Source organism: Cutibacterium sp. KB22876, from assembly GCF_059728865.1.
Genome location: NZ_AP040858.1, coordinates 1,107,631 through 1,130,542, shown reverse-complemented (window position 1 = coordinate 1,130,542; position 22,912 = coordinate 1,107,631). Strand labels below are relative to the sequence as shown.

Genomic DNA, 22,912 nt, shown 5'->3' with positions numbered 1-22,912 from the left:
CCCGCACACACTGAGCGCACCGCTTGGTCAGATCTACCCCCTACCATGGAGACATGGCACAGAACACCGTCAGGGGAGCACCCGTAGACGTCGTCGGCTCCCGTCCTGCTCCGAGTGCCTTCCAAGCTCCTCGGGTCACTCCTCTCGAGACCCCGAGCCTTCCTGCCAACCCGGCTGCCGGGAAGCCATCAGTCGCTCCCCGTGGTTACCAGGGTGGGGACTACCGCCCGCTGGCCGAGTTGATACCGCGTCGTCGAGGCCACCGCGAACCCCATGACCCGTTCTCCACCCAGGCAGGACTGACCGGCCCCCGTGTTGAGCATCGAGATCCGCATGAACCCATCCGCACAAGCCGGTTGGCCAGTAGCTCCTCGACCTGGGCAGCTCCGGCGGGAGACCCCGTCTCGACGGTTCCCCCGCCGCGTCTCAAGACCGTCCGGATGCCCCGGCGACTTGATCCGCGCATGCCCGCCACCGCCGGCAGCCGGTCCATCATGGACCTGTGTCGAGCGTTGGGATGGCCGTGGATCGTCGTGCTCGCACTGGGATGCGTGTGGTCCCCACTGTCGATACCGGCACTGCTCCTCGCATGGTGGTTGGCATGGCGTCACCCATTCGCCGCTGGACGCCTCAGCAAGGCTCTCACCGCTGTGACGGTCGTCATCATCATCGGTGGCGCGATCGAGTCGCCGGTACGAACCGTGCCGGCCCAGTTCGCATGGATGTCTCGCCTGGGATGCGTCGTGATGCTCGCACTCGGGCTCCTCCTCATTGATCGTCAGCTGACGCCTCGGGACCCGAGGCCACGTCGATGAGTGCGGTTGATGAACCGACGACCCTTGCCTCCACGATTCGGGGTCTGGACGCCCAGAGGCTCTCTCGGCTTCTGACCCTGCGTCCCGACCTGGCGAATCCCACCCCACGCGACCTCGCTGAGGTCTCTTCGCGGGCTGGCACCCACGCCTCCATCAATGCCGCCATTTCCAGCCTTGATCGGTGGCGACTGAGCCTGCTGACCGCCCTGGCGGCACTGGGAGACCTCACGCTGGATGAACTGACTGACGCCATCTGCCAGGGATGGCCGCCCAAGCCCGACACGATTCGTGCCGATGTCGCGGACGGCGTCTCCGATCTGCTCGACATGGTTCTCGTCCTGGAGGATTCCGGCCACCTGCACGTCATTCAGGTCGTCACCACTCACCTGCCCGGATACCCGGCCGGGTTGGCACCGGTGTCCGTCATGCCCATGAGTTCTGAGGAAGTGGCCGAGAGACTGGCTGCCGCGGGCCCCAAGGCGCACGCCGTGCTGGAGCGTCTGGTGTGGTCCCCCACCGGACACCTCCCCAATGCTCGACGCACGGTGACGCCCGAGACTGCGACGACTCCCGTCGAGATGGCGCTGGCCCACCGCCTGTTGCGTCCCCTCGGCGACGACACCGTCGTCCTGCCCCGTGAGGTGGCCCTGCCCCTGCGCGGGAATCGTCTCTTTGCCGAACAGCCCAGCCCCACCCCACCGGCATGGCCCGAGCCGCGTCAGACCACCCTGGTCAATCGTGCCGGCCTCGGGACGGCGCTGGAAGCCGTCAGCGCGATGTCCGCCCTGCTGGAGGGGGTGGAGCGTCATGACTGTGCCCTGCTGGCCAGTGGCGGCATGGCCAAGCGGGACGCCCGCACCGTGCTGTCGCGGGTGGCCACGGGGGACGATGGCTGGGTGCACCTCGCCGTCGCGGCGGCTGGCGGGTTCATCGGTGCCGACGGGCGCGGCTGGCTGCCCACCTCGCTCGCGGATCGCTGGCGCACTGATTCGTTGTGGGGCCAGTGGGTGAGCTTGCGCGATGCCTGGAGACGCATCCCGCAGTTTCCCGGAAGCCTGGGCAACACCTTGGATGCCTCGTCGCCGGCAACTGCCCGCGCGTGGCGACGCCTCGTCCACGAGGAACTGAGCACAGCTGAACCCGGCACTCCCGTTGAGGCCGGCCTCGTCGCCGACCGCATCCGGTGGCGTCAGCCGGGCACCACAGTCGATAACTCCTTGGTCGAGGCTGTCCTCGACGAGTGCCGGGTGCTGGGGCTGATCGCTCTGGGAGCACGCACCGATCTCGTCGATTCCCTCACCTGCGCTGACATGCCGGAACGCACTGACGAGGTGATCCTGCAGTCCGATCTCACCGCCATCGCCCCCGGCCCGCTGACCCCCGACACCGCCGCCGACCTGGCCCTGCTGGCCGATCGGGAGTCCACCGGGATTGCCGGTGTACGGCGATTCACCCGGACCAGTCTGCGTCGTGCCCTGGACGCCGGGTGGACTGGGGACCGTGTGCGTCAGTGGTGGACGGATCACTCCCTCAGCGATGTTCCCCAAAGTCTGCTGGTCCTCCTCGACGACGTCGTTCGTGATCATGGTCGGGTGTCGGTGGCCGCAGCTGGTGCCCTGCTGGAGGTCGACGACCCGGCTGCCGTCGAGGCCATTCTGCGCAGTTCCCTGGCGACTGATCTGGGACTGCGTCGAGTTGGACCGCAGGTGCTGGTGGCCCAGGCAGAACCTGATCAGGTGCTGGCAGGCCTGCGCCAGTTGGGAATGTCCCCCGTAGCCCGCGATTCCCACGGCGACGTCTTCTCGACTCCTCCTCCCCCACGCGCCAAGGTCGACGCCCTCACGTCTTCGGCTCCGCAGGCCGATCCGGAGGGCCTTGCCACGGCACTGCTCAACAACAAGGGCCGTGGGTTCTCGGATCGCCGTCAGCTTCTCGCCCAGCTGCACCAAGCCCAGCAGGAGGGTGCGTGGATGCGGATCGAGCGAGTCATCGACGATGGCACTGCGGTGCGCCAGACGGTGCGGATCATGGCGGTCGCGGCGGGGGCGGTGCGATGCGTCATCCGTGGTGGTGGCGGGGCGGCGGTCGTCCCGGTGTCCCGGATCACCGCCTGCCAACCGGCCTGACGACGTCCCATCGACCCCTCGAAGTAGGAACAAATCCGGGATCAGGGACGATACTGGAAGTGATGACTTCTCTACCCGGCCCCCTCATTGTCCAGTCCGATCGCACCCTCTTGCTGGAGGTGGATCACCCTCTGGCGGACGAGTGCCGTCATGCCATCTCCCCGTTTGCGGAGCTGGAACGGGCTCCCGAACACATCCACACCTACCGACTGACCCCACTGGGTCTGTGGAATGCGATGGCCGCTGGTCACGACGCCGAACAGGTCGTCGACACCCTCATGAGGTACTCCCGTTATCCGGTGGCATCCGGACTCCTCATCGACGTCACCGAGACGATGTCTCGTTACGGTCGTCTGCGCATCGAGAAGCACCCCACCCTCGGACTCGTCCTGGTGTCGACGGACAAGGCCGTGCTCACCGAGGTACTGCGATCCAAATCGGTCCGTGGCCTCGTCGGCGACCAGATCGATGATGAGACGGCAGTGGTCCACCCTTCCCAGCGCGGCACCCTCAAGCAGGCTCTGCTCAAGTTGGGATGGCCCGCCGAGGACCTTGCGGGATACGTCGACGGCGAGCGCCATGACATCGATCTGACCGAGGACGGCTGGAGTCTTCGTCCGTATCAGCGGATGGCTGCCCAAAACTTCTGGGACGGTGGATCCGGAGTCGTCGTGTTGCCCTGCGGCGCCGGCAAGACCGTTGTCGGGGCGACTGCCATGAGCCTGGCCCGCTGCACGACACTCATCCTCGTCACCAACACCGTCTCGGCTCGGCAGTGGAAGGAGGAGCTCGTCCGTCGCACCACCTTGACCCCCGACGAGATCGGTGAGTACTCCGGTTCACGCAAGCAGGTGCGGCCAGTCACCATCGCCACCTATCAGGTCATCACGACCAAGCGTAAGGGTGTGCACCCCAACTTGGAGCTTTTCGAGGCCCGTGACTGGGGGCTTGTCATCTATGACGAGGTTCACCTGCTTCCGGCTCCGGTCTTCCGCATGACGGCCGACCTACAGGCACGCCGTCGGTTGGGGTTGACGGCCACTCTGGTGCGCGAGGACGGCCACGAGGACGACGTCTTCACCCTCATCGGGCCCAAGCGCTACGACGCTCCCTGGAAGGAGATCGAGGCCCAGGGCTGGATCGCTCCTGCCGACTGTGTCGAGGTGCGGGTGAGCCTGCCCGAGTCCGACCGGATGACCTGCGCCATGGCAGAACCGGACGTCCGTTACCGGATGGCCGCGACCCTGCCGATCAAGAACCGGGTGGTTGCGGACCTGGTAGCCCGCCATCGCGGCCAGCCCACCCTGGTCATCGGCCAGTACGTCGACCAGCTGGAGGAGCTGGCCGCGGAATTGAGGTGTCCGATCATCACCGGATCCACCACTCCAACCAAGCGTCAGAAGATTTACCAGGATTTCCGCGGAGGGCTTACCGACCTACTCGTGGTCTCCAAGGTTGCGAACTTCTCCATCGACCTGCCGAGTGCCGAGGTCGCCATTCAAGTGTCGGGGGCATTCGGGTCCCGACAGGAGGAAGCCCAGCGTCTGGGCCGTCTGCTGCGACCCAAGGACGGGCTCGTGGCCAGGTTCTACGCGGTCGTCTCCCGAGACACCGTCGATGCCGATTTCGCCAGTCACCGTCAACGTTTCCTCGCCGAACAGGGGTACTCGTATCGCATCGTCGATGCGGACGATTTGGACGCCCTGGACCGGACAGCGTGAAAATGGATGTGAACGAAATGGGCCGTGGAAGAAGGGGGACGTAATTGTCTGGGAAGGCGCTATTCTCCAGGCGCACTGCGTTAGGCGGTTTGCTCATAGCTACTGGGACGGCCATCGGCTTACCGGCAGTCCAGGCCGCGAACCGACCAGATCACCCCGAGCCGCGCAGGCCCGCTCCGACGAGGGTCGCCAATCCGGCTGCTCCCGGACCCTACGTCACGTTCCCGTACCAGAACGAGCTCAAGAAATACCTCAACACCCGCGATGGCGAGCAGTCGGTCGCCATGAGGGTGCATGGACAACGCAACATCCACGTTCTCAATCACGGGGCCACGCACTACATCACCGCATCTATCATCAAGCTGGCAATCATGGAGACGGTCATGATTCAGGCTGCGGGTGAGAAACGTCAGCTTTCCGGAGCCGAGAAGAACCTTCTGGTCCCCATGATCGAGAACTCCAGCAACGACGCCGCGACTGCCCTGTGGAACAGGGTTGGTAGGGCTGACGGGGTTCGCAGGGCGATGCACCGCATGGGTGCCACTCACACCACCTTCGACCCCGATGACCACTGGGGATTGACCTCGACGACGGCCGCCGACCAGGTCGTGCTCGCTGACCACATCTTCTGCCCCAACAAGATCATTCCCGAGTCCATGCAGGCCTATGCCAGGGAGCTCATGTCCAGCGTTGCTGAGGACCAAGACTGGGGTATGACGGCGGGGATGCGATCGCCCTACGTCAAGAACGGATGGCTGCCACGTGATGACGGTTGGCACGTCAATTCCGTGGCTTCCACCGGAACCAAGGGTTACACCGCAGTTGGACTGACCCATTCAACCACGGCTCCCATGGAGGACCTCGTCGAGACCATCGAGGGGATGGCTCGGATCATTGCCCGTCACCAGCCTCGCAGCGTGACGACTCCTCCGCCGCCACCGTCAGCTCGGCCGACTCAGACCGCCGCCCCGGCGCCTCAGGCTGTCGGGGACGACCACGGTCACATCCCCTTCCGCGCACCCGGAACCCGGGACGTGTGGATTCAGGCGTTCTGAGTTCTCCCCGACTCATCGAGTCGCGGTCATCCGTCGAGGCGATCGACGAGATCGCGCCATGACCTCACCAGATCGACGTCCACCCACGCCTTCCACGACCCCTGGGGACGAGCCGGGCCGCCGATGTGGAAGGCCTTGACCCCGGCCCGATACAGCCACGGGACGTGCTCGGGCCGCAGACCGCCACCAGCCATGATGAGCTCGGCCACACACGGGGTGGCCTCGGCTCGGGCGATGAGGTCGTCGAGACCGTGATCGATCCCCCGCGGTGATCCGGCAGTGAGAACCTGATCGAGCCTCGGCAGGCCCAGCAGCTGTACCCATGCCTTGTCGGGTTCCAGGCTGTTGTCGATGGCTCGGTGGAAGGTCCAGCCCGGCCAGCCCGCCGTCAGCTCGGTGACGGTCCCCACGTCAACCCCGGTGGCCTCGTCGAGGAATCCCAGCACCGGCCCGTCAGCACCGAGGTCACGATAGGTGCTGACCAGGTGGAGCATCTCGTCACGTCTGTGCGGGTCAGCGCGAAATCCACCGTGAAGGCGCAGCATGGGACGCACCGGGATGTCAACGGCGCTGAGGGTGCGTGCCAGCACTTCTGGGCTGGGCGCAAGACCGTCGTCGTCCATCGTGCCGACCAATTCGATGCGATCGGCACCTCCCTGTGCTGCCCGCTTGGCGTCGTTCTCGTGCAGACAGATGACCTCGAGCAATGCCATGGCCTAATTCTTGCGCCAGTCGCGCCGAATCGTCACGACAAGTCCAGTGATGAGGATGACGAGGACGCCGGTACTGATGATGGATCCTTCCGCCCCGAAGGTTCCTCCGGTGAGCCAGAAATGGGATCCGACCGTCTTGTCAGCCGTCATCAGGGTGTTTCTGAATCCCAGTCCGGAGACGTCGAATCCCAATACCACTCCCTGCAACCAGTTCCACACGCTGTGAAATCCCATAGCGGCGAGCAGATTTCCTCGCCACACCACTAATAGACCCAGCATGAGGCCGTATCCCGCAACGTTGACCAGTGCAATCCACGTCATCCCCGGGTTCGCTCCGTGGAGGACAGCGAAGACCACAGCCTGGATGGCAAGGCCAGCAGGAACCCCCCACTTCGCTGCGACCGACTGCATGAGGTAGCCACGCAGCACAACTTCCTCGGCACACCCCTGAACCACGAACAACAGGAGCGAGGCGGCTACGAGCACCGCGCTCATGGCATCAGGATGGGCCCACGCCATCCGGACCTGGCCGCTGGCTGTCATGCCAGCGACGTCAACTGCCAGAACCGCCACTGCGATTGCCACGCCGATCCAGATGTCCCGGGCGAGCCCGCGCAAACCCAGGCACACCATCGGCCGCTGCTCGACGAACCTCATCCACAACCACAGCAGCAACCAGACCCCTGAGAATGACGCCAGAAGCAGGATCGTCGAAGTCTGAGCGTCTGGATGACCACCTACCAAGGCCGTGAGCACAAGCGCGAAACCACCCTGTCCCACCCCGAGGATGGTCATTGCTGCCAACACTGACAACAGCGGATGGAAGGTGCCGGCTCCGGCCAGGAAACGATCGACGGGACGACGGTATGTGGGTGTCGGGGGCACCGTCCGAGACTAGTCGATTACCGACACTCGTCAGTAGTGCCATCGGACACAACAATGGGGCGTCCCCGCGGGGACGCCCCATTGTGGATCGAATGAGCTAGATCACATCATTCCGCCCATGCCGCCCATGCCATCCATATCGCCGCCAGCCGGGGCCTTCACAGGCTCAGGCTTGTCAGCAATGACGGCCTCGGTGGTGAGGAACAGAGCCGCGATGGAAGCGGCGTTCTGTAGGGCCGAACGGGTCACCTTGGCCGGATCGATGATGCCGGTCTTGACCATGTCGACGTACTCGCCAGTGGCAGCGTTGAGGCCCTCTCCGGCGGGCAGACCGGCGACCTTCTCAGCCACAACTCCACCCTCGAGACCAGCGTTGATGGCGATCTGCTTGAGGGGGGCGGAGCAGGCGGTCCGGACGATCTGGGCGCCGGTGAGCTCGTCACCCTCCAGCCCCTCGATCGTGGCGGCCTTGGAAGCCTGGATGAGGGCGACACCACCACCAGGGATGATGCCCTCCTCGACGGCAGCTTTGGCGTTGCGCACGGCATCCTCGATACGGTGCTTGCGCTCCTTGAGCTCGACCTCGGTGGCAGCACCCACCTTGATGACGGCGACACCGCCGGCGAGCTTGGCGAGGCGCTCCTGCAACTTCTCGCGGTCGTAGTCGGAGTCGGAGTTCTCGATCTCCTTGCGGATCTGGGCAACGCGTCCAGCGATCTGCTCGGAGTCGCCGGCACCGTCAACGATGGTGGCCTCGTCCTTGGTGACGACAACCTGGCGAGCGTGGCCCAGCAGGTCGAGGGTGACGGCGTCGAGGGACAGGCCGACCTCCTCGGAGATGACCTGACCACCGGTGAGGATGGCGATGTCGTTGAGCATGGCCTTGCGACGGTCGCCGAAGCCCGGGGCCTTGACGGCGACAGACTTGAAGGTGCCGCGGATCTTGTTGACGATGAGGCCAGCCAAGGCCTCTCCCTCAACATCCTCGGCGATGACAAAGAGCGGCTTGCCGGACTGCATGACCTTCTCGAGGATCGGCAGGAGATCCTTCAGCGAGGAGATCTTGGAGTTGACGATGAGGATGTAGGGGTCCTCGAGGACAGCCTCCATGCGCTCGGTGTCGGTGACGAAATAGGGCGAGATGTAGCCCTTGTCGAAGCGCATGCCCTCGGTGAGCTCGAGCTCCAGGCCGAAGGTGTTGGACTCCTCGACGGTGATGACGCCTTCCTTGCCGACCTTGTCCATGGCCTCGGCGATGATCTCACCGACAGTGGTGTCGGCAGCCGAGATGGAGGCGGTGGAGGCGATCTGGTCCTTGGTCTCGATGTCGATGGCCATCTCGGACAGACGAGCACTGATGGCCTCGACGGCGGTCTCGATGCCCTTCTTCAGGCCCATCGGGTTGGCGCCGGCGGTAACATTGCGCAGGCCCTCACGGACCATGGCCTGGGCGAGAACGGTGGCGGTGGTGGTGCCGTCGCCAGCGACGTCGTCGGTCTTCTTGGCGACCTCCTTGACGAGCTCAGCGCCGATCTTCTCGTACGGATCGTCGAGCTCGATCTCCTTGGCGATGGAGACACCGTCGTTGGTGATGGTGGGGGCGCCCCACGACTTCTCGAGAACGACGTTGCGACCCTTGGGGCCGAGGGTGACCTTGACCGCGTCGGCGAGGGTGTTCATACCCGCCTCGAGCCCGCGGCGGGCCTCAATGTTGAATTCGATGAGCTTTGCCATGTTTGGGGAATTCCTCCGCTCCGGTGGGCCTGGCAGCCCGTGGACGTCAGATGGTGTGGCGGGAGCGACCCCGCGTTGTATTTCCCCGTGATGCCCGCGACGGACGATCTGGTGATCTCATCACCGGGATGACCACCCTCGTCGGCACTCGCAACACCGATTCGGGCAGTAGCACTCTCGCTTGCCGAGTGCCAATGACATGTTTAGCACTCGCACCCAGTGAGTGCAAAGAGTTGATGAGCGGAAAGTGACTGATTGTGCTGCCGACGATGGCGTCAGGCAGATTGCGTCGCGTCACCGGGTGGTGATTGTGATGCGCGCCCTAGACTGGCCTTGTGTCAGATTCTCCCGCCCCCGAAACCGCGACGTCCAGCGATCTCAGTGCATCGGACCGCGCGATTCTGGATCTCGAGGAGTCCTGGCAGACCGGGAACCCGGGTGTTGACAAGGAGACCGTCATCCGCGAGAGGCTCAACATGTCGTCCCCCCGCTACCACTTACGACTCAACGAGCTGATCGACGATGAGTCGGCCGCGCGATATGCGCCCGCCCTTGTCGGGAGGCTGCAACGAGTCCGCAGTCAAAAGCGCAAGGCCCGCAGCGCGCAGCTGCTCGGATGACACACGCGGCGTTGTCAACGATGCGACGCCATTGACGAGAGGCACACTATGAAACGCCTGACCGGTACGGTCCGGACGTACTCCTGGGGCTCCTATGACGCGATCCCTGATATCTTGGGAAGGGAAGCCGACGGCCAGCCCTGGGCCGAGTACTGGCTCGGGGCCCACGAAACCTCGCCATCGACCCTTGACGGTGCTCCCCTCACCGAATACCTCGACGCGCACCCCGAGGAGCTGGGTGAGCGCAGCCGTGATGCCTTCGGATCCAGGCTACCTTTCCTGCTCAAGATCCTCTCGGCTCGCCGCCCACTGAGCCTCCAGGCCCACCCTGACGCCCGTATGGCGCGAAATGGATTCGTACGCGAGAACCAGGCTGGCGTTGACGTCACCGATTCCCAGCGCACCTTCGTCGATGACTGGCCCAAGCCAGAAATCCTCGTCGCCATGAGCGACTTCGAGGGACTGTGCGGGTTCCGGGATCCGCATGAGACCCGTCAACTCTTCGACGGGCTGGACATTCGTATTCCGGTGGATCCGGTGTTGGGATCGTTGACCGAGCGTTCCGGCCCGGCGGCACTGGCCGAGACCTTCCTCGACTGCCTCGCCGGAGATGACCTGCGCCGGCAGATCGTCACCGAGGTGGTGTCCGGGGCCGTCAACCATGTTGGCGAGGACACCCCGCTGGGTAAGTTCGCGCGCACCGCTGTCGAGCTCGACGAGTACTTCCCCGGAGACCCATCGATCCTGACAGCACTGATGCTCAACCGCATTCATCTCAGGCCCGGAGAGGCATTAGCCGTTCCGCCCGGTCTCATGCATTCCTACTTGTCAGGAACGGGAATCGAGATCATGGCTGATTCCAACAACGTCGTGCGTGGTGGACTCACCGATAAACACATCGACGTCGATTCCTTGATAGAGATCGTGGACTTCCAGACGCAGGAACCATGGGTCATGACGGCCGAAGAGGTAGATCCAGGTATGCGGGTCTTCCCGGGCACCGATGAACAGTTCCGACTATGGGAACTCGACCTCGACACCACCCGTCCAGCCATCCTGCCGGCCAACGACTTAGCCCGAATCCTGCTCATCACCGGTGGCTATGCGGTGTGCTCAAGCCCCCAGGGCACTGACGAGATCGTGCGTGGACAGGCCGCCTGGATTCCTGCTGGCGAACAGGTACAGGTGGACGGGAACTGCGACGGATTCCTCGCTGCTGCCGGGGTGTGACGCTGCCTCGTGTGGAATTCGAGAGCTTGCGAGAGGATGGACCCATGGCACACAAGATGAACGTCGAGAGTTTCAACCTGGACCACACCAAGGTAGCGGCACCGTTTGTCCGCGTGGCGGACGTCAAGCACCTGCCCGCCGGCGACACCCTCACCAAGTACGACGTGAGGTTCTGCCAGCCCAACAAGGATCATCTGGAGATGCCTGCGATCCACTCGATCGAGCACTCCTTCGCCGAGTGCGTGCGTAACCATTCAGAGTCCGTCATCGACTTCGGACCGATGGGATGCCAGACCGGGTTCTACCTCATCATGGTCGGCGAGCCGGACGTACCAGCCACCTGCGAGCTGGTCGAAACAACGTTGCGTGACATTCTCACACTCGATGCCACTCCAGCCGCCAATGAGATTCAGTGCGGATGGGGAGCCAGCCACTCGCTCGAGGCGGCTCAAGACGCCGTCCGACGGATGCTGGACCACCGTGACGAATGGGAACAGGTGATGGCCTGAGCGCTCCTGCGATGTCGATTCATCGTCCAGAGTGCAAATCACAGGGAAACATGCCGTCATACGCCCGGACAAGGGGTGCTCCGATCGACATCGGAGCACCCCACACGGTGAATGGTGTCGGCACTGGGAATGGAGAAATTCCCTTAGAGAATGGGGTTTCAACAACCCCTCCCCAATGATCAAGATACGGACTCTTCACAATCGAAGGCGTAGTTGGGGGTCTGAATCCATCTGCGTGCGGGTATTGTACTTGGCAGCATTACCAAAACCCAAGGGCCAAGCTATGGATCATGTTCGAAGCGACCATTGATAGCTTTGGTGGCTCATCCGAATCCAGGGTGTAGTCGGGGTCTGAACCCGCCGGTCTCGAGCAGGGATCTGGCGATGTAGGTGGTCAGGTTGCGGAACCCCAGTGCCGAGCCGGGCAGGTGCTCGAGCCTGCCGTTGATCGCCTCGGTGGGCCCGGTGGAGGTGCTGGGCCGGTCGAAGTAGGCCAGGACGTCGGCGGCGCGCTTCTTCAGCGTTCTGCCGAGCTTGGTGATCTCGACCAGGGCCTTGGGGACGCCGGTGCTGATCGAGTCGATGAGCCGGGCCATCAGCTCGCGGCCGTGGCGCCGGTTCTCGTGGCGGTAGGCGGCGATCATGGGCTGGTAGACGCTCCGTGACCTCGACCTCGACGTGGGCGTCGTCGGCGAACAGGGTGTCCAGTCGGTCCTTCTGCTTGTCGTTGAGCAGGTCGGCGCCGGTCGACAGGGTCCGGCGGGCGGCATAGAGCGGGTCGCCCTTGCGGCCGCGGTGCCCACAGATGGCCTGCTGAACTTGCCGTCGGCACTCATCGAGCGCCTCGCCAGCCAGGCGCGTGACGTGGAAGGGATCTAGCACGGTCACCACGTCGGGCAGTTCCTCGACGGCGGCGGTCTTGAACCCGGTGAAGCCGTCCATCGCGACCACCTCCACGCCGTCGCGCCACTGCTGCGGGCGGTCGGCCAGCCAGGTCTTGAACGCCTGCTTGCAGCGTCCTTCGACCATGTCCAGCAGCCGTGCCGGGCCGGTGCCATCTCGTGCCGGGGTGAGGTCGATGATCACGGTGACGTACCTGTCGCCGCGACGGGTGTGGCGCCACACGTGCTCATCGACCCCGACGACCTTCACCCCCTCGAAGCGGTGCTCCTGGTCGATCAGCACCCGCTTGCCCTCGGCCAGAACGGCGTCGTTGGCGGTGTCCCAGGCCACCGCGAGCCCCTCGGCGACCCGAGCCACGCTCAGGTGCTGGACCACGATCCCTTCCAGCGCCCACCGCAGAGCGCGCCGAGACAACGTGGCCTGGGGCTCGGCCGCGGCGGTGGCGTCCTGGCGCCACACATACCCGCAGCCGCTGCAACGGTAACGGCGCACAACGACCTCCAGCGTCGTAGGCCGCCAGCCCAGTGGTTCGTGGGCAAGCCGTCGGACCACGGTGTCACGTGGTCTCCCCTCGCAGCCGCAGCACCGGCACCACTGGTCGGGCTCGACCACCTGGCAGGCCAATACGGCACGATCCGGGCCGAGTCGCTGCCCGGTGACAACGAGGCCGAGTTCGTCGAGGCGGCAAAAGACAGTCAGGTCGGGGCTGGCCAACGCATCAACGCGCCCGCCGACGGTAGAGTCGTACACGTCGAGGTCTTTCGGGCTGAGTGTGTAAGAGCTCTCATCCTCGAGAGACCTCGACCTCTATCCGGCCACCGACGCGCCGGCCCGCCGCGCAACGTGCGCTACACCCTCATCTGGGAAGAGCCCGTAACGTGGCCAGAACAATCTTGAGTTTGGAGGAAGAAAATGAACCGCGAATTGGTTTTCATCGTCTACGTCAGCGACATCCAGAAATCGGTTGACTTCTACAAGGCTTTGCTCGAAATCGAAACAACTTTTGAAACACCGCGTTACGTCACTTTCGGACTAGCGGAAGGCGTTGCTCTGGCCCTGTGGACTGGAGAGTCATCAGCCCTGGCGGGCGAACCAGTACGTACTTCGGAAGTTTGTCTGAACGTCACAGCAGAGCAGGTGCAGGAGACTTACGACGCCTGGGTTGCGAAGGGTGTTCGCGTCATCGAAGAGCCGCACGAGGACGTATTCGGCACTACATTCGTCGTTGCCGACCCTGACGGCAATCGCGTTCGGGTCGCGCCAATCGACTAGTTGTAACCACCACACAGGTTAGGTACATCGGGCTGGTTAGAGACAGCTGTGGCTGGACACGGGCGAGGGCCTCTGGGTGGAGTGTGTTGCTACCACACAAAGCACGACTCCCAAGAGGCCCTCATGACCCATCGTAATGCCCCGTTGTCCGAAACCGGACGTTTGCGCCTGGCCTGCTGCATCGTCGAGGATGGCTGGCCCCTGCGTCGGGCCGCCGAACGCTTCAACGTCAGCGTCACCACGGCCCAACGCTACCGCGCCCACGGGCCGGCCGGAATGCGTGATCACTCCAGCCGACCCCACCACCAGCCCCGACGGGTCTGCCGTCGCACGCAACGACGGGTGGTGGGATTGCCCATCACCCACCAGTGGGGCCCAGCACGCATCGCCTACCACCTACGCCACCAGCACCTCAGCGTCTCGACCGTCGGCAAGATCCTGCAACGCTACGGATGCCCACCCCTGACCTGGATCGACAAGGCCACCGGCGCCCGGCTACGCGCCCAGCCCACACCCGTCCGCTACGAACACGACACCCCCGGTTGGCTGGTCCACGTCGACATCAAGAAGCTGGGCCGGATCCCCGACGGCGGCGGCCACCGCATGGTCGGACGCGCCCAAGGAGTACGCAACCGTGGCCGATCCGCCAGCGGGGGTGGGTATCACTACATCCACAACGCCGTCGACGACCACTCCCGCCTGGCCTACGTCGAGGTCCTCAGCGATGAGCGCAAGGACACCGCCGCCGGGTTCTGGACCAGGGCCCAGGCCTGGTTCGCCAGCCAGGCCATCACCGTCAAGCCGGTCCTGACCGACCACGGCTCCTGCTACCGGTCCAAAGCCTTCAACAAGGCACTCAAAGACACCCACATCACGCACACGTACACCCGGCCCTACACGCCCAAGACCAACGGCAAGGTCGAGCGGTTCACCAGGACCCTGGTCGCCGAGTGGGCCTACCCACGGCCCTACCCCAGCAAGACCGACCGCCTGGCCGAACTCCCCGGCTGGCTGCACCACTACAATCACCACCGCGGACACACCGCGCTCAAAAGCAAATCACCCGCCGACCGCGTACCTAACCTGTCCGGCGATTACAACTAGGGGCCAGTGGAGCCTCTGACAGGATTCGAACCCGCGACCATCGCTTTACAAGAGCGGCGCTCTACCAACTGAGCTACAGAGGCATGCCGCCTCACGGCGACGTGGGACATTGTGGCACATGTTGCCAGCATGGTGTGACCAGCTAGCACACCGGCTGTGTCGTCAGGGCAGCATCTCGCAGAGGTATCGACGGGCACCGACCATGGACGGGCCGTACCAGGCCAGCTTCTGGCCGTCGACGAGACGGACGTCGAGGTCAGGGAAAGCCGATACATCGCCAGGGCCGAAATGGTAGGGCTCGTCGGGCAAGATGACGCGGTCTGGACGGGCCGAGATGAGGTCGGCCAGTTCGGCGTGGGGATAACGGGACTCCCCCGGCACATCGATCAACTCCACGCCGACGTGCCTCAACACGTCGGCAATGTAGGTGTCCTGTCCGACGCAGATCCACGGATCCCGCCACACCGCGACGACGGCACTGCGCACCTCGTCAGTCCAGGGCTGGTTCCACTCCTCATCGGCATCGCACAGCCACTGCGGTCTCTCGACGCCGAACCCCTCCACGAGGAGCCTCGTCAGGCTGGAGATCGCCTCGGGCACCGTGTCGATCCGTGTCACCCACACCGGCACACCGGCGTCCCGCAACAAGGTGACGTCGTACTCGCGGTTCTCCTCCTGATTGGCGACGACCAAATCTGGTTCCAGGTCGGTGATGGCTGCCCGATCAGGATTCTTCGTCCCCCTGATTCGCGCCACCTCGTGGCCGACAGCCTCGTCCAGGTTGGCAGGCCGAATGCAGTAATCCGTGCATCCCACCAGAGTCTGCGGACACGTCGCCACGATCGCCTCGGTGATTGACGGCACCAGGCTCACCACCCGTTGCACTCGTCCGCTCACCGGCACGTCAGCACCAAGATCGTCGATCATGACACCACCGCCACGGCCAAGGCGGACAGCACCCAGAAACTCATCTGCGTCACCTCATTGATGCTTCCAAAGGTGTCCCCCGTCATCCCGGACAGACGCCTCACCAGGTGATGAATCCAGGCCCACGCTATGAGCAGGGCCAATGCGGCGCAAATCAGGGCGATCAGGCACCACCGCCAGCCTCCGGCAACAAAGCCCGCCAAGGCCACGACAGCTCCCAGAACCGTCAGGTTGATCGAGGCTGATTCAGGAGTCGTCACCCCGGCGACGAGGGACCCGAATCCACCCGGACGAGCGCAGGGCACGCCGGTCATCGTGGCGAAGAGAATGGCAGCTCGACCGATGGCCGGCCCGAGCGCAACCACCATCGCCACACGCCACCATGCCCCCGAAACGGTCGTTCCGGCCAGGCTCACCACGGCAGCCGCGTCCACGATCAGTACCAGGACGATGCTGATGACACCCATCGGACCGATGTCGGACTTCTTCAGGATCTCGAGGGCCTTGTCAGGCGCTGCTCGCGACCCCAGACCGTCGGCAGTGTCGGCGACCCCGTCAAGATGGAAGCCTCCGGTTGCACCGGCCAGCCAGCACAGCGCGAGCACCCCGGCCAGCAACGATCCGGCTCCCAGTCCGAGGACCAGGGAGACGATTCCGCCGGCCACCGCCCCCAGACACAGCCCCAGCCAGGGGAATGCCGTGATGGCCCGACGAGCCAGCGGACGGTCGATGTCACTGAGGTACGGCCCGGGGAGGATCGTGAAGAGGGACAGGGCCTCCGCCACGCCACGCAGCGGACCGAGCTTTCCAAGATCCACATGCCGTTCGTCGCTCATGCCCACCTCTTCGGGACCCCGGCCACACACATCCACACCTCGTCACAGACCTGTCCAACAGCGGCGTTGAGTCTCCCCAACTCGTCGCGAAAGAGTCGTCCGGCCGGGGTGTCAGGCACAACCCCCATCCCGACCTCGTTGGAAACGAGGATGACGTCGCGCCGAGTACGACGGATGGCGTCGGTCAGTTCATCAACCCGACTTCTCAAGGATTTTTGCCAGGTCCCGTCACCTGGATCAGCAGTCCAGGTTCCCACCTCGTCGAGAATCCGTGTGATCCACACCCCGAGGCAGTCCACCAGCACTGGGGAGTCGTCGTCAGCCAGCAGCACCGAGGCGATGTCCTTGGTCTCGACGGTCTGCCACGTTGCCGGACGCCGGGTCCGGTGCAGCTGGATCCGCTCCTCCCACTCAGCATCGTCAAGATTTCGCTCGGAGGTAGCGACGTAGGTGACCTTGGAGTCACGGGGCAACTTCGACTCCGCGAAGGTCGACTTGCCAGACCGGGCACCACCGAGAACGAGGGCCCGGCAAGGGCGAACACTCGTCTCGAGGGTGTCAGGTAGATCGGTCTCACCAGTCACCTTGATGTCGGTGACGTCGGCGTCCTCGAAGGTGGCCATCTCGTTGAGGATGTGGGCGCTGGCCTGAACGATTGGCAGGGTGAGGATGGCCCCCGACCCCTCCCCCAGCCGCATCCCCAGATCCAGCAGGGCCGGAAGACCGAGTGCGCTGGTGGACGCGGTGATTCCCGGCTCGGCGCCGGCATGGCTGGTGATGACGAAATCGCGTACCTCCGGGCAGATCGCGGTGGCCGTCAGAGCTGCCGAGCAGGCGATAACCCCGTCGATGAGCACCGGGACACGCCGGGAGGCCGCGGCCAGGATGTACCCCGCCATGGCGGCGTGCTCGAAACCTCCCACCTTCGCCAATGCCTCAACCGGGTGGTCGGCGTCGGGCCGGTTGACCTGGAGTGCGCGGGACACGACACCGATCTTGTGCTGGTGACGACGGTCGTCCGACCCAGCGCCCTTACCCGTCACCTCAGCAGGAGAGCACCCGGTGAAGACGCTGATGAGTGCCGAGGCCGGCGTCGTATTCGCGATGCCCATCTCGCCAGTGACGAGGATGTCTGCTCCCCCCTCGACAGCCTCGAGGCCGGTCTCGATACCGACTTCAAGGGCCTGGACGGCCTCGTCAGCACTCATGGCCGGGCCCTGGGAGATGTCATCGGTGCCTCGTCGCACGCAACGCTGACGAATGGGCGCGTCGACCTCGTGGAGGGCACCGACGTCGGTGATCCACAGCTGCGCACCCATCTGCCGCGACAACACGCTGATCGCTGCCCCGCCGGCCGCCATGTTGGCCATCTGCTGGGTGGTGATCTCCTGAGGATCCGGGGAGACTCCCTGGGCCCACACCCCGTGGTCGCCTGCGAACAGCCCGACGACCGGGTGGCTCGGGACAGGGACCGGTACCTGTCCGTACATTCCCGCCAGCCGGATCGAGAGATCCTCCAACAGCCCGAGCGAACCCTCGGGCTTGGTGAGCACCTGCTGACGGGCTCGGGCAGCCTCCAGGGCCTTGGCGTCAGCTCCTCGAATGCCGCGCACTGTACGGGCAAGCAGGCTCTCAGCGGACACGGATTCAGACAGTCGGGCCATCATGCTCCATCGTCGGGGACGCCGCCGCATCCCCCGGGCCTGTGTCCTCGCAGTCCCGGACGCCACGCACGTGCGTCGCAATGTGGTCCCACCCCGGTCGGGGCAGGTGTGCGCGGTTCTGGTCTGACTTCGCCTCGATGGCGTCACAGTGGCGGGACCGTCCCGGATTCACACCGGTGTTCCACCGCGGTCGAGGATCATTGTCCCACAGCCTGCTTTGATGGAGTCATGGACGTCCTCATTCTTGGCGGCACGACAAAGGCCCGGCAGCTGGCCACTCGACTGGTCGATGACGGGATCGACCTGTGCACATCCCTGGCGGGACGCACGAAGTCCCCACGACCCGTCCCAGGACCGACGAGACTGGGCGGGTTCGGCGGTGTCGACGGTCTCAAGGACTTCCTCACCGCCAACGAGGTCAAGGTCATGGTGGACGCCTCACACCCCTTCGCCGCGACCATGCACGGCCACGCCGCACAGGCGTGTCTCGATCTCAACCTGCCGCTGGCCCGGCTCGCACCGCCGAGCTGGCGCACCCAACCCGAAGCCGCAACCTGGCACTGGGTGGACGATCACGACGCCGCCGCACGAGCCCTTGCGGACCTGCCTGACGTCGTCCTGCTGACGGTGGGACGCCAACCCATCAGCCATTACCTGCGCCTTGGCCCGCGTCGGGTCATCGTGCGCTGCGTTGACGCCCCCGAGGAGGAGCTTCCCGAGGGCTGGACGGTGCTGCAGGAGCGTGGCCCTTTCACCATGGCCCGGGAGTGCGAGATCTTCTCCGGGGGTGTGGCGACCGTCGTCTCGAAGGACTCCGGGGGCACCGAGCTGGACCCCAAACTCCGTCTGGCAGCCGAGACCGGCGTCCAGATCGTCATGGTGTCACGCGGCCCGGCCCCTGGTTGGGGGGACGAGCTCAGCGAGGTCGACGAGGCGGTGCAGTGGATCAACGCCCACCTCGCGACGGTGAAATCTCAGTGATCAGACGGTTCGTGGACCTGGGTCTCGTCGAGGTCCAGGCCCGCGACGTCTCCGACAACGGTGATGGCCGGCGGCTTGATGCCCGCTTCGACCATGTCCTCGGCAGCCTTCTCCAGGGTCGTCGTCAGGGATCGCTGGGTGAACAGTGAGGCGTCCGCGACGACGGCGACGGGGGTGTCACCGGCAAGTCCACCTTCCATGAGGCGTGCAGCGATGTCACCAATGTGCGCCACGCCCATGAGGATGACGAGGGTGGTGCCGGTCTTGGCGATCTGTGCCCAGTCGAGTTCGGACCGGGTGTCGCCGGGGGCGACGTGCCCCGAGACGACGGTGAATCCCTGAACCAAATGACGGTGGGTCAGTGGGACTCCCATGAGTTCGGGGCCGGCCACGCAGGAGGTGACGCCGGGAATGACGCGCACCGGAACACCGGCAGCAGCGCAGGCCTGCCACTCCTCGCCACCACGTCCGAAGACGAAGGAGTCGCCACCCTTGAGGCGCACCACCTTTCGCCCGGCCCTGGCATGCTCGATGAGCAGCTCGTTGGTGCGCTCCTGCGGGACGTAGGGCCCGCGCGGCACCTTGCCGACCGGGATCTTCTCGGCGTCGGGATTCTCGTCCATGACGACGACCGGAGCGAGACGGTCATGGAGGATGACGTCGGCCTGACGCACTGCCTCCAGCCCTGCAACGGTCAGCAGCCCGGGATCACCGGGGCCACCTCCGACGAGGGTGACAGTGCCGGGAACGAGTTCTGGGGAGTAGGACATCAGTTTTCCTTGGGTTGGTGTGCTGTCAGATCGGAGATGGCTCGGGCGAGCTCAGCATGTGTCTTCGTGTCACGGACGGCAAGTCTGATCCAGCTGGGATCGAGACCGGGGAAGGTCTCCCCGCGCCTCACGGCAAACCCGCGATCAGCCAGAGGAAGACGCACCGATTCGCCGCTGATTGACGAGGTGTCGACGAGCACGAAGGGAGCCTCGGAATCGACGATGGTCAGACCGAGTTCTCGAAGGCGTCCGACGAGGTCGGCGCGGGCCGCGGGAATCTCGTCGCGCAGCTGGTTGCGGAACCGAGACGCTTCCTCGGAGGTGCAGGAGACCATGGCCGCGACGGCCGGGGTGGACACCGACCACGGGGTCTGGTGAGCCGCCAGACGTGCGATGAGTCGCGGATCCCCGACGACGTATCCGGCACGGATCCCGGCCAGCCCGTAGGTCTTCGTCAGGGAACGCAGCACCAGCAGGTCGCCCATGTCGTTGCCGATGAGGGACTGGGACTCGTCAGTGGCGTCCATGAAGGCTTCGTCGACGACGAGGATCCGATCCGGGCGGCGCAGGGTCAGCAGGTCGGACGCCGGGTGCAGCCGACCGGTGGGGTTCGTGGGGTTACCGACAATGACGAGGTCGGCATCCTCCGGGACGAGGGCCGGATCCAGTGCGAACCCGTCGGAGGCATTGAGGATGACTCGGTCGACGTCAATCCCGGCTGATCTCAGAGCTACCTCCGGCTCGGTGAACTGAGGATGGACGACCGCAGCGTGGTGCGGCTGCGTGGTCGCAATGAGGGGGAAGGCCTCGGCTGCTCCGGAAGTGGGCAGAACCATGTCGGTTCCCACACCGTGCATGGTGGCCAGGGCGTCCCGGGCCGGGGCGGCGTCAGGATAACGCGCCCAGTCGTGCTCGGTGGAGGTGATTGCGTCGCGAAGCCACTGCGGCGGCTCGAGGACGCGGACGTTGACGGCCAGGTCGACCAGACCGTCAGCAATGTCGCTGTCCCCGTGGTGATTGAGGTCAGGCTCGGTGTCCTGGGCCCCCCTCCCCTCGTGGAACCTCGCCACCTCACGGGCAAACCACGCCGCCTGGGAGGGGTGACCGGCCCAGTGCAGGTGCAGGTAGGAGGCCTGAACGGTGGGACTCCCCAGAGAAGCAGGGTCTCCCAGAGCTCCCTCGGCACGATCGGTGCCGTCGGGCATGGTGATGTGCCAAGCCGGGTCGACGTCAGCCAATGGCGTCGTCGTGGTGCGGTGGAATTCGTGGCCGACGACGCTGATGGAGTTGCGGGTGGCGACCCGGTACCCCATCGTCAGCCTCGTCGCCATCGCCGCGTCCATCGGAAGGACGCCTGCCATGTCGCGCCCGTCGAGGTGGCGGCAGAGGTAGAGAAGCCCGGCGCACTCCGCGACGATCGGCATCCCGGCCTCGGCATGGGCGCGGACATCTGCCGCGAGCTCGGTGTTGTCCTCCAAATCCGTGGCGTGCATCTCCGGGAATCCACCGCCCAGGTACAGGCCCTGGATGCCGTCCGGAAGATGTCGATCGGTGAGGGGATCGACGTCGACGACCCGGAACCCGGCCGCCCGCAACATCTCGGTGGTCTCGGGGTAGCGGAAGGTGAAGGCTCGCCCCGCGAAGATTCCGACCACCGGCGGCTCGTCGAAGGAATGGCCTTGCCAGCCAGCTGATTGCAGAGCGGCTCGCGGATCCCAAGGCTCGACGTCGAGGTCGGGTGCGGAATCGGCCAGGTCCATAACGGCGTCGAGATCGACGTGTTCGGCGATGAGGTCACCCAGGCCGGCGACCTTGGAGGCGGAGTGCTCCCACTCCCCCGCCGGGACCAGGCCCAGGTGGCGAGACGGCACGAAGATCGACTCGGTGCGCGGAATCCGCCCCAGCACCGGGATGCCGAGTCGGTCGAGTCCGCGCACGACCTCGGCACCATGACGAGGAGAGGCGACCCGGTTGAGGATCACACCGGCGATCGTGACATTCGGATCAAACGTCGCCAGACCTGCCACCACTGCGGCGTGGGTGAGGGACGCATGAGCGGTGTCGACGACCACGACCACCGGGGTCTGGATCGAGGTGGCGATCTCGGCGCTGGACCCGCGTCCGGTCCCGAGCTGGCCGTCGAAGAGGCCCATCACTCCCTCGATGACCGCAATGTCCGCCGCATCGGGGGTGACGAAACCATGGGCCAGCAGCGGGGCCATGAGCTCGTCACCACACATGACGGAGTCCAGGTTGCGGCCCGGACGACCACTGGCCATCGAGTGGTAACCGGGATCGATGTAATCCGGCCCGACCTTGAACGGCGCCACCGTCCGGCCGGTGGCACGCAGGGCTGCCATGAGACCTGTCGCGACGGTCGTCTTACCGCCTCCCGACGCCGGGGCGGCGATGAGGATTCGTGGAATGCGCATCACCATTCGATTCCCGCCTGACCACGCTGACCGGCGTCGAAGGGGTGCTTGACCTTGGTCATCTCGGTGACGAGGTCTGCGACCTCGACGAGGGCTGCCGGGGCGCGACGGCCAGTGATGACGACGTGCTGGGTGCCGGGGCGGTTGACCAGTGTGTCGACGACCTCGTCGACATCGAGCCATCCCCAGTCCAGCGGGTAGGTGAACTCGTCAAGAAGGTAGAAGTCAAGCGCCTCGCTGGCCAGGAGTTCCGACACGTGTCGCCACCCCTCGCGGGCAGCGGCCTCGGGGTCATCGGCGGCATCGAAGGAGCGTGCCCAGGACCATCCAGTCCCCATGACCTCCCATGTGACGGGACCGCCGGCACCGGTCTCCTCGTGGAGTTTCCCGAGAGCTTGCAGGGCGTCCTGCTCGCCGACATGCCATCGTCCGGACTTCACGAACTGGAAGACGCCGACTCTCCACCCTTGGTTCCAGGCGCGCAGGGCGGTACCCATCGCCGCTGTCGTCTTGCCCTTGCCCTCGCCGGTGTTCACAGCAAGAACTGGCCGTAACCGTCGCTGTCTGGTGGACAGCCCGTCGTCTGGTGTGGCGCCACTGCGCGCGTGCGGCATG

Annotated in this window: 19 protein-coding genes, 1 tRNA gene and 1 pseudogene; 10 read left to right on the top strand and 11 right to left on the bottom strand. The window is 65.1% G+C overall.

The annotated features are described in order from the left end of the window. Positions 1-53 precede the first annotated feature (53 nt). The 4 genes from AC6I1W_RS05155 to AC6I1W_RS05140 all read left to right on the top strand — a co-directional run bounded on the left by AC6I1W_RS05155 (position 54) and on the right by AC6I1W_RS05140 (position 5,717). Complete coding sequence (locus AC6I1W_RS05155) at positions 54-815, top strand: hypothetical protein (protein ID WP_371258412.1); 762 nt, start codon at positions 54-56, stop codon at positions 813-815. Further along, positions 812-2,941, top strand: a complete 2,130-nt coding sequence (locus tag AC6I1W_RS05150) for a helicase-associated domain-containing protein (protein ID WP_284950384.1) — start codon at positions 812-814, stop codon at positions 2,939-2,941. Before AC6I1W_RS05155 ends, AC6I1W_RS05150 begins: the two co-directional genes overlap by 4 nt. Positions 2,942-3,003: 62 nt before the next feature. Beyond that, positions 3,004-4,662: a DNA repair helicase XPB gene (locus AC6I1W_RS05145; RefSeq protein ID WP_016667047.1), complete on the top strand. Its 1,659-nt coding sequence runs from the start codon at positions 3,004-3,006 to the stop codon at positions 4,660-4,662. A gap of 44 nt (positions 4,663-4,706) precedes the next feature. Further along, the gene (locus AC6I1W_RS05140; protein WP_270237303.1) at positions 4,707-5,717 is read left to right on the top strand and encodes a serine hydrolase; all 1,011 of its coding nucleotides are present in this window, start codon (positions 4,707-4,709) and stop codon (positions 5,715-5,717) included. Positions 5,718-5,743: 26 nt separating this feature from the next. On the opposite strand, the gene AC6I1W_RS05135 is transcribed toward AC6I1W_RS05140, so the two are convergent. The 3 genes from AC6I1W_RS05135 to groL form a co-directional block, all read right to left on the bottom strand. Continuing rightward, positions 5,744-6,430 (bottom strand): copper homeostasis protein CutC, encoded by a 687-nt coding sequence (locus AC6I1W_RS05135; RefSeq protein ID WP_493536905.1) that lies wholly within the window; start codon positions 6,428-6,430, stop codon positions 5,744-5,746. 3 nt (positions 6,431-6,433) lie between these two features. After that, on the bottom strand, positions 6,434-7,225 hold the full coding sequence (locus AC6I1W_RS05130; RefSeq protein WP_270237331.1) for a CPBP family intramembrane glutamic endopeptidase: 792 nt from the start codon (positions 7,223-7,225) through the stop codon (positions 6,434-6,436). Between the two features lie 192 nt (positions 7,226-7,417). Then, positions 7,418-9,049 (bottom strand): chaperonin GroEL, encoded by a 1,632-nt coding sequence (groL, locus tag AC6I1W_RS05125; RefSeq protein WP_016667043.1) that lies wholly within the window; start codon positions 9,047-9,049, stop codon positions 7,418-7,420. Positions 9,050-9,384: 335 nt separating this feature from the next. Here groL and AC6I1W_RS05120 point away from each other — a divergent pair, with 335 nt between their 5' ends. From AC6I1W_RS05120 to AC6I1W_RS05110, 3 genes are read left to right on the top strand one after another with little or no spacing between them, the layout of a single operon-like run. Continuing rightward, positions 9,385-9,669: a DUF3263 domain-containing protein gene (locus AC6I1W_RS05120; protein ID WP_016667042.1), complete on the top strand. Its 285-nt coding sequence runs from the start codon at positions 9,385-9,387 to the stop codon at positions 9,667-9,669. Between the two features lie 48 nt (positions 9,670-9,717). Then, positions 9,718-10,899 (top strand): mannose-6-phosphate isomerase, class I, encoded by a 1,182-nt coding sequence (manA, locus tag AC6I1W_RS05115; RefSeq protein ID WP_270237299.1) that lies wholly within the window; start codon positions 9,718-9,720, stop codon positions 10,897-10,899. A gap of 26 nt (positions 10,900-10,925) precedes the next feature. Beyond that, entirely contained in the window at positions 10,926-11,408 is a 483-nt protein-coding gene (locus AC6I1W_RS05110) for an S-ribosylhomocysteine lyase (protein ID WP_171048616.1), read from the top strand. 323 nt (positions 11,409-11,731) lie between these two features. Here the strand turns inward: AC6I1W_RS05110 and AC6I1W_RS05105 are convergent. Further along, a pseudogene (locus AC6I1W_RS05105) lies at positions 11,732-13,061 on the bottom strand (ISL3 family transposase). Positions 13,062-13,223: 162 nt separating this feature from the next. On the opposite strand from AC6I1W_RS05105, the gene AC6I1W_RS05100 reads away from it, so the two are divergent. Both AC6I1W_RS05100 and AC6I1W_RS05095 read left to right on the top strand, forming a co-directional pair. After that, positions 13,224-13,583 carry a VOC family protein gene (locus tag AC6I1W_RS05100; RefSeq protein WP_270237297.1) on the top strand — a complete coding sequence of 120 codons (360 nt, stop codon included), beginning with the start codon at positions 13,224-13,226 and terminating at the stop codon, positions 13,581-13,583. 123 nt (positions 13,584-13,706) lie between these two features. Further along, entirely contained in the window at positions 13,707-14,687 is a 981-nt protein-coding gene (locus AC6I1W_RS05095) for an IS481 family transposase (protein WP_497743524.1), read from the top strand. Positions 14,688-14,694: 7 nt separating this feature from the next. Here AC6I1W_RS05095 and AC6I1W_RS05090 read toward each other — a convergent pair. The 4 genes from AC6I1W_RS05090 to cobT all read right to left on the bottom strand — a co-directional run bounded on the left by AC6I1W_RS05090 (position 14,695) and on the right by cobT (position 18,117). After that, a tRNA-Thr gene (locus tag AC6I1W_RS05090) sits at positions 14,695-14,770 on the bottom strand. 79 nt (positions 14,771-14,849) lie between these two features. Continuing rightward, the gene (locus AC6I1W_RS05085; protein ID WP_270237251.1) at positions 14,850-15,614 is read right to left on the bottom strand and encodes a helical backbone metal receptor; all 765 of its coding nucleotides are present in this window, start codon (positions 15,612-15,614) and stop codon (positions 14,850-14,852) included. Continuing rightward, positions 15,611-16,450 carry an adenosylcobinamide-GDP ribazoletransferase gene (locus tag AC6I1W_RS05080; RefSeq protein ID WP_270237249.1) on the bottom strand — a complete coding sequence of 280 codons (840 nt, stop codon included), beginning with the start codon at positions 16,448-16,450 and terminating at the stop codon, positions 15,611-15,613. Before AC6I1W_RS05080 ends, AC6I1W_RS05085 begins: the two co-directional genes overlap by 4 nt. Then, positions 16,447-18,117 (bottom strand): nicotinate-nucleotide--dimethylbenzimidazole phosphoribosyltransferase, encoded by a 1,671-nt coding sequence (gene cobT, locus AC6I1W_RS05075; RefSeq protein WP_270237247.1) that lies wholly within the window; start codon positions 18,115-18,117, stop codon positions 16,447-16,449. Before cobT ends, AC6I1W_RS05080 begins: the two co-directional genes overlap by 4 nt. Positions 18,118-18,342: 225 nt before the next feature. Between cobT and AC6I1W_RS05070 the strand changes: the two genes are divergently transcribed. Beyond that, the gene (locus AC6I1W_RS05070; protein WP_270237245.1) at positions 18,343-19,095 is read left to right on the top strand and encodes a cobalt-precorrin-6A reductase; all 753 of its coding nucleotides are present in this window, start codon (positions 18,343-18,345) and stop codon (positions 19,093-19,095) included. Here AC6I1W_RS05070 and cobA read toward each other — a convergent pair. Genes cobA through cobO form a run of 3 tightly spaced genes read right to left on the bottom strand, consistent with a single transcriptional unit; the run spans position 19,089 to position 22,911 of the window. Next, positions 19,089-19,865 (bottom strand): uroporphyrinogen-III C-methyltransferase, encoded by a 777-nt coding sequence (gene cobA / locus AC6I1W_RS05065; RefSeq protein WP_004810745.1) that lies wholly within the window; start codon positions 19,863-19,865, stop codon positions 19,089-19,091. The two genes, AC6I1W_RS05070 and cobA, sit on opposite strands and share 7 nt — an antisense overlap. Beyond that, positions 19,865-22,297, bottom strand: coding sequence for a bifunctional hydrogenobyrinic acid a,c-diamide synthase/histidinol phosphate aminotransferase CobBC (gene cobBC / locus AC6I1W_RS05060; RefSeq protein ID WP_284950378.1), 2,433 nt, complete (start codon positions 22,295-22,297; stop codon positions 19,865-19,867). The genes cobA and cobBC overlap by 1 nt, the downstream gene beginning before the upstream one ends. Further along, on the bottom strand, positions 22,297-22,911 hold the full coding sequence (gene cobO / locus AC6I1W_RS05055; RefSeq protein WP_065674343.1) for a cob(I)yrinic acid a,c-diamide adenosyltransferase: 615 nt from the start codon (positions 22,909-22,911) through the stop codon (positions 22,297-22,299). Before cobO ends, cobBC begins: the two co-directional genes overlap by 1 nt. Position 22,912 lies beyond the last annotated feature (1 nt).